Origin of the sequence: Paenibacillus sp. P22 (assembly GCF_000469945.2) — a bacterium.
Lineage (GTDB): Bacteria > Bacillota > Bacilli > Paenibacillales > Paenibacillaceae > Paenibacillus_O > Paenibacillus_O humicus.
This window is the reverse complement of the sequence record NZ_CBRA020000265.1, coordinates 1-5,741: the sequence shown is the minus strand read 5'-3', so window position 1 is coordinate 5,741 and position 5,741 is coordinate 1. Positions and strand designations below refer to the sequence as shown.

General features: G+C 62.2%; 3 protein-coding genes and 3 pseudogenes. 1 reads left to right on the top strand and 5 read right to left on the bottom strand.

What is annotated here, in order from left to right; all coding sequences use genetic code 11:
- From BN871_RS28065 to aspA, 3 genes and pseudogenes are all read right to left on the bottom strand, one after another.
- Positions 1–155 (bottom strand): annotated as a pseudogene (locus BN871_RS28065) (ABC transporter substrate-binding protein); the annotation flags it as partial.
- 87 nt (positions 156–242) lie between these two features.
- Positions 243–395, bottom strand: a pseudogene (locus BN871_RS30065) (hypothetical protein); the annotation flags it as partial.
- A 394-nt stretch (positions 396–789) separates the two neighbouring features.
- Entirely contained in the window at positions 790–2,217 is a 1,428-nt protein-coding gene (gene aspA / locus BN871_RS25330) for an aspartate ammonia-lyase (protein WP_048749881.1), read from the bottom strand.
- A 134-nt stretch (positions 2,218–2,351) separates the two neighbouring features.
- Here aspA and BN871_RS25325 point away from each other — a divergent pair, with 134 nt between their 5' ends.
- On the top strand, positions 2,352–3,563 hold the full coding sequence (locus BN871_RS25325) for an ornithine--oxo-acid transaminase (RefSeq protein ID WP_048749876.1): 1,212 nt from the start codon (positions 2,352–2,354) through the stop codon (positions 3,561–3,563).
- A 107-nt stretch (positions 3,564–3,670) separates the two neighbouring features.
- On the opposite strand, the gene BN871_RS25320 is transcribed toward BN871_RS25325, so the two are convergent.
- Together BN871_RS25320 and BN871_RS25315 are read right to left on the bottom strand one after the other, a co-directional pair.
- Positions 3,671–5,035: a GNAT family N-acetyltransferase gene (locus tag BN871_RS25320; RefSeq protein WP_048749874.1), complete on the bottom strand. Its 1,365-nt coding sequence runs from the start codon at positions 5,033–5,035 to the stop codon at positions 3,671–3,673.
- 258 nt (positions 5,036–5,293) lie between these two features.
- Positions 5,294–5,741, bottom strand: a pseudogene (locus BN871_RS25315) (cation:proton antiporter); the annotation flags it as partial.

Below are 5,741 nucleotides of genomic sequence, written 5' to 3'. Positions count from 1 at the left end.
CGTTTGAAATAAAACGCTTTTGCGTCCGCTTCAAAGACATGCTGATTTTGGACAGCGGGAATGTTCTTGTACGTTTCCGTCGTCTGGAACGAATTGTCTTCATCGGCGTTTTTGCTGAAAATGACATAGTCGCCGACATAATCGCTCAAGACTTCATTCATGAAGAGAAGCCCGGCTGTGGCCAGAATGCCGGCTGCGCCTCCGAGCACGATTCCCGCGGCGGCTCCGGCGGCCAGCCCTTCGGTTCCGTTCGTGCCGGACACGCCTTCGTATTCCTCGCTTCCCCGGCGCAGGACGGAAATGTCCTCTTTGGAGCAGCCTGCGGCTTTGAGCTCCTCAATGACGGCAATGGCATCCTTCTCGGAGTTGAAGATTCCTGCAATCGGCGTTGTCATGGTGTTTCTCCTCCTCTTCGTTTTTGGGTCGGCGTATGGCGCTTCAGCTGAATACTCGTAGATACACGGCTTCGGCTGGAGGGGAAACAGGGCGGACAAGCAGGGTCCGAGATTTATTTTTAGAACGTCCCGCCGGAAAAAAAAAAGAAGCCCCCGTAAAAAAGGAGGCCGCTGAAAAAGTTGTCGCTGCGTTCGCGGATCATTCTTCCGATCGCTGTTGTCCCCGTATTTCTCCGATTCTTGCCATTTTTGCGGTCGAAATGCGGTGACAAAGGTCACCCCATCGTTGCTCCGGAACGATTCCGCGCCTTTCGCTTGTTTTTCAGCGGCCTCCAAAAACAGGGGCATCCATAAGTCCGCTATACCCCGCAAAACGGGGGTTCATAAGTCCGCTCTATTTGGCGTCGTCCAGCAGCCGCTCGCCGGAAATGCCGGGAGAGGTCATCTGGTACGGATTCAGAATTTCGGTGATCTCCTCCGGGGTCAGCAGTCCGCGCTCCAGAATCAGATCGCGGATGGACAAGCCGGTGCGGAGCGCCTCCTTGACGAGCTGCGCCGCGACCTCATAGCCCAGATGCGGGTTGAGGGCGGTCACGATGCCGAAGGAGTTGTTGACGTACGTCTCGCAGCGCTCGCGGTTCGCTTCCATGCCCTCGACGGCGTATTTCAGGAAGACGTCGACGCCGTTGCGCAGAATTTTTAGCGATTGCAGCAGGTTGAAGGCGATGACCGGGCCCATGACGTTCAGCTCGAACTGTCCGGCCTCGCATGCCATGCAGATCGTATGGTCGTTGCCCATCACCTGGAAGGCGACCTGGTTGACGACCTCGGCCATGACCGGGTTTACCTTGCCCGGCATGATGGAGGAGCCAGGCTGGCGCGGCGGGAGCATGAGCTCGGCGAGGCCGACGCGAGGACCGGATGCCATCAGGCGGATGTCGTTGCAGATCTTGGACAGATTGACCGAGCATACCTTCAGCGCGGCCGACAGCTCCGTGTAGCCGTCGCTGTTCTGGGTCGCGTCCACAAGATCCTCCGCCGCCTGGATCGGCAAGCCAAGCTGCTCCTGCAGATGGCGGATGACCGACTCGATGTATTCCGGCTTTGCATTGAGGCCGGTTCCGACGGCGGTCGCTCCCATGTTGACGGTGAGGATGTTGTCGGCCGAACGCTTGATGCGGGCGATGTCGCGCGCCAGGACGGCCGCGTAGGCGCCGAATTCCTGTCCCATCCGGATCGGCACCGCGTCCTGCAGATGGGTCCGGCCCATTTTGATGACGTCGTCGAACTGCACCTTCTTGTCCATGAACCCCGCATGGAGCGCGGTCAAAGCGGTCAGCAGGCTCTTGGTGAGTCCGAATGCCGCGATCTTGAGCGCGGTCGGAATCGCGTCGTTGGTCGATTGCGACATATTGACGTGGTTGTTCGGATTGCAGTGGAAATAATCGCCCTTCGGATAGCCGAGAATTTCCAGCGCCCGGTTGGCGAGAACCTCGTTCATGTTCATATTGATCGAAGTGCCTGCGCCGCCCTGGATGGAGTCGACGAGGAACTGGTCCGCGTATTTGCCGTCGATGATATCTTCCGATGCCTTGACGATAGCCTGGCCTACGGCAGGCTGCAGCAGGTGCACGTCCATATTGGCCCTGGCCGCCGCTTTCTTCACGTGAGCGAGAGCCGTCAGCAGCTCATGATGGATCGGCACGCCGGTGATCGGGAAATTCTCGACCGCCCGTAAGGTCTGGATTCCGTAGTAAGCGCTTTCGGGAACCTGTTTCTCCCCTAGAAAATCATGCTCGAGCCTGAAAGCCATTGTTCTCATCCCTTCTTGGATCCCTGTCCCAATCAATTGTAGTGTTTCCTGGCACGCTCCTATCATACCGCATTCTACATGGTTCGGGTATGCCCCCTCGCGGACGAAGCATAGAATGGAACAAAAGGAGGCGACGGCACATCATGAGTCCAACCGGCAACCATCCCGTCACCGATTCTGTCATCCGCCAAACGGAAGCTTACGGGGCGCGCAACTACCATCCTCTGCCCATCGTCATCAGCCGGGCGGAAGGCGTCTGGGTCGAGGATCCGGCAGGCAGCAGGTACATGGATATGCTGAGCGCCTACTCGGCTCTCAACCAGGGGCATCGGCATCCCGCCATCGTCCAGGCGCTCAAGGACCAGGCCGACCGCGTGACGCTGACCTCGAGAGCGTTTCATCACGACAAGCTCGGAGAGTTCTACGAGAAGCTGGCTTCTTATAGCGGCAAAGGCATGATTCTGCCCATGAATACAGGGGCAGAGGCAGTGGAAACCGCCGTCAAGGCAGCGAGACGCTGGGCCTACGACGTCAAGGGCGTGCCCGACGGGCTCGCGGAAATCATCGTCTGCGAGGGCAATTTCCACGGGCGCACGGTCACGGCCACCTCCTTCTCCTCCAGCGAGGAATACAGGCGCGGCTTCGGACCGTTCACGCCGGGCTTCCGGGTCATCCCTTACGGCGACCTGCCCGCTCTCGAAGCCGCTGTAACGGAACATACAGCCGCATTCCTCGTGGAGCCGATCCAGGGAGAAGCCGGAATCGTCATTCCGCCGAACGGCTATCTCCGAAAGGCCGCCGAGCTCTGCCGCGCCAGCAGCGTCCTCTTCGTCGCCGATGAAATCCAGACCGGCTTCGGGCGCACGGGCCGGCGCTTCGCCTGCGACTGGGAAGGCGTGGAGCCGGACGCCTATCTGCTCGGCAAAGCGCTCGGAGGCGGCGTCTTCCCCGTCTCTGCTGTCGCGGCGGATGCCGGGCTGCTCGGCGTGTTCGAGCCGGGCTCGCACGGCTCGACCTTCGGCGGCAACCCGCTGGCGGCCGCAGTCGGAATTGCCGCGCTCGAGGTGACGCAAGGGGAGCGGCTGGCGGAGCGCTCCGACGAGCTGGGAGCTTACGCTGCGGGACGCCTGGGCCGGCTGGCCAGCCCGCTCGTGCGGGAGGTGAGGGGCAGAGGCCTCTTTATCGGCATCGAGCTGTTCACGGAAGCCAGGCCGTATTGCGAGAGGCTGATGGAGCTGGGCCTGCTGTGCAAGGAAACGCATGAGCGGACGATCCGGCTGGCGCCGCCGCTGACGATTACCCGGCAAGAGCTCGATTGGGCGCTGGAGCGGCTGGAGCTCGTTCTGACCCCTTGAGCTCACGTCCGGATTGCGACGGCCTATAACGACGCCTTTAACGAAGCAGCAGCCGTCCCTCGGCCGCATCTTGTGCGGGAGAGGGACGGCTGCTGTATTGTTCGGACTTAAATATAGCTCAAGCCTGCCGTGTAAGGGAACGGAATCGGGAAATAAGGCCTCAGCATCCGAGCCTGCTCTTGGGTAAAAGGGAGCCTTGGACCGCTCGCCGGCTCCGCCGGGGTCTGGACGGCGACCGCCGTCTCGGCGGAGGCATCCGCCCCGGAACGGCTGGTGGACCGGGTAGACCCGGCATCAACCCCGGATCGGCTTGCAGACCGGGCAGACCCGGCAACCGCCCCGGAGTCGCTTGCGGACCGGGTAGACCCGGCATCCGCTTCCGGAGCGGCACCTTGCCGGACGAAAGCGTCGGGACCGTCGTCCAGCTCGGCATCGGGCCCGTCGAACAGCAGCGCCGTCCACTCGCGCATGGAGAGCGGGATCTCGTCTTCTCCGAGCCGGAGCGCGAATTCGCCGCTGGGGCTGCGGACAGGCTCCATTACGGAAGGGGCGGCCAGCCCGTTTTTCCGCCTGCCTTCCAGATAGGGGCTCAGCTGCCGCCACAGCAAGGGGAGGTCGATGATTTTCACCGTCCCTTGGTTATGGCTCCCGGAATACAGGCTGCCTTGCAGCAGCAGCTGCATCCGCGTTTCGTGGGAGCCGACGAACAGCAGCAGGGAGGGAAGCCTCATCTCCTGCATGGCGGCCCTCATCGCGGCCAGCGCCTTGAAGTCGTCCCCGCCCCATTCCACGACGAAAGGCTCCATGTCCGAGCCGGCGGGGATAGGCCCGGAAGCGATGACGGCGTATGCGGCCAGCTCTCCGTCCTCCTCCAGGACAAAGGAACTGTGCGTGAAATCGTACATGCTCGCCACTGCCGCGCTCCGGAGCTGACCGGCCAGCTCCGCGACGCTGCGCCGGTAGGCGGCGGGCTTGGCGTTGGAAAGCGAGTGGAGACGGAACCAGTCGGAGGGCCGCAGAGGTCTCGCTCTCGGATCTGCTTGCGGCTGGACGCCGGCTTCGAGCCGGTAGCGGCGCATCGAGCCGAAGGCGTGGCAGCCGTTGCGGCGGTATAGGGAGCGCGTGCCGGAGATCAGCATAAGCGAGGCTCCGATGGCTTCGGCTTGATGGAACGCTTCGCCGAGCAGCACGCTGGCATGGCCTTGCCCGCGATAATCGGGATGGGTGCATACCGATCCGAGCGCGCAGGCGTCGAGCACGGCGTCCCCGACGGCGATCTGCTGCGGCACGAAGCCGATGAAGGAAACGACTCTCCCTTCCTCGATCACGCCGAGGGACAGGCCCAGAGCCGGGTCGAATATAGCGGGGAACGATTCCCCCATCGAGCGCTGGCCGGGATCCCGGAAGACGAGATCGGCGAGCTTGACTGCCTCGGCGAGCTCCAGCTTGTCCAGATGCTTCAGCTGCTTCATATGGAGCACTTCCTTCCGCAGGTGGATTTCCAGGCTGTGCCGGACGATCGGCTCCCGTCCTGTCCCGTCAGGGCCGATCGCCCCAGGGACAGGAAGGTGCGGATTCGAGCCCTTCAACACCCTTTTAAACGCATCCGGCGCACTCTAAAGCCGAAAGGTGCTTGCTGTCTTTTTATACCATGCCTTTTGCCGCGCCGGCAAATGCGCCATGCCCATGAAAAAAACGGCAGGCCTGGCAGGCCTGCCGTTCAAAACCGGTCAAGAAGGCTGCTGAGCGCGCTGCTGCTTGCGGCGCTCCGCTCTTGATGTGAAGCGGAAGATCGGATCCAGCACCGCGTACACGCGCTTGCTCTCCTTGGTGAACAGCGGTCCCAGGATAGCCAGGATCAGGACGTAAAGCGCGGCGAACGGCTGGATGATGCCCGACAGGCCGCCGGCTATGGCCAGGTTGGCCATGATGATCGAGAACTCTCCGCGCGCCACGATCGTCAGTCCGATCTTGGCCGATGCGTACGGCGGCATCCCGGCGCTGCGGCCGGCCAGCATGCCCGCGGCGAAGTTGCCCGCCAGCGWCAGGGCGACGGCGATCAGAGCCATCCAGACGGCTCCGCCAAGGGCGGTCGGTCGATGGTGAGGCCGAAGCGAAGAAGAACAGAGCGCCGAAGAAATCGCGGAACGGCAGGATCAGCTTCTCGATTCGATGCGC

Bases quoted from the DNA above. Each gene is read 5' to 3' on its own strand.
- BN871_RS25320 (WP_048749874.1), bottom strand. From the start codon at position 5,035: ATGAAGCAGCTGAAGCATCTGGACAAGCTGGAGCTCGCCGAGGCAGTC.
- aspA (WP_048749881.1), bottom strand. From the start codon at position 2,217: ATGAGAACAATGGCTTTCAGGCTCGAGCATGATTTTCTAGGGGAGAAA.
- BN871_RS25325 (WP_048749876.1), top strand. From the start codon at position 2,352: ATGAGTCCAACCGGCAACCATCCCGTCACCGATTCTGTCATCCGCCAA.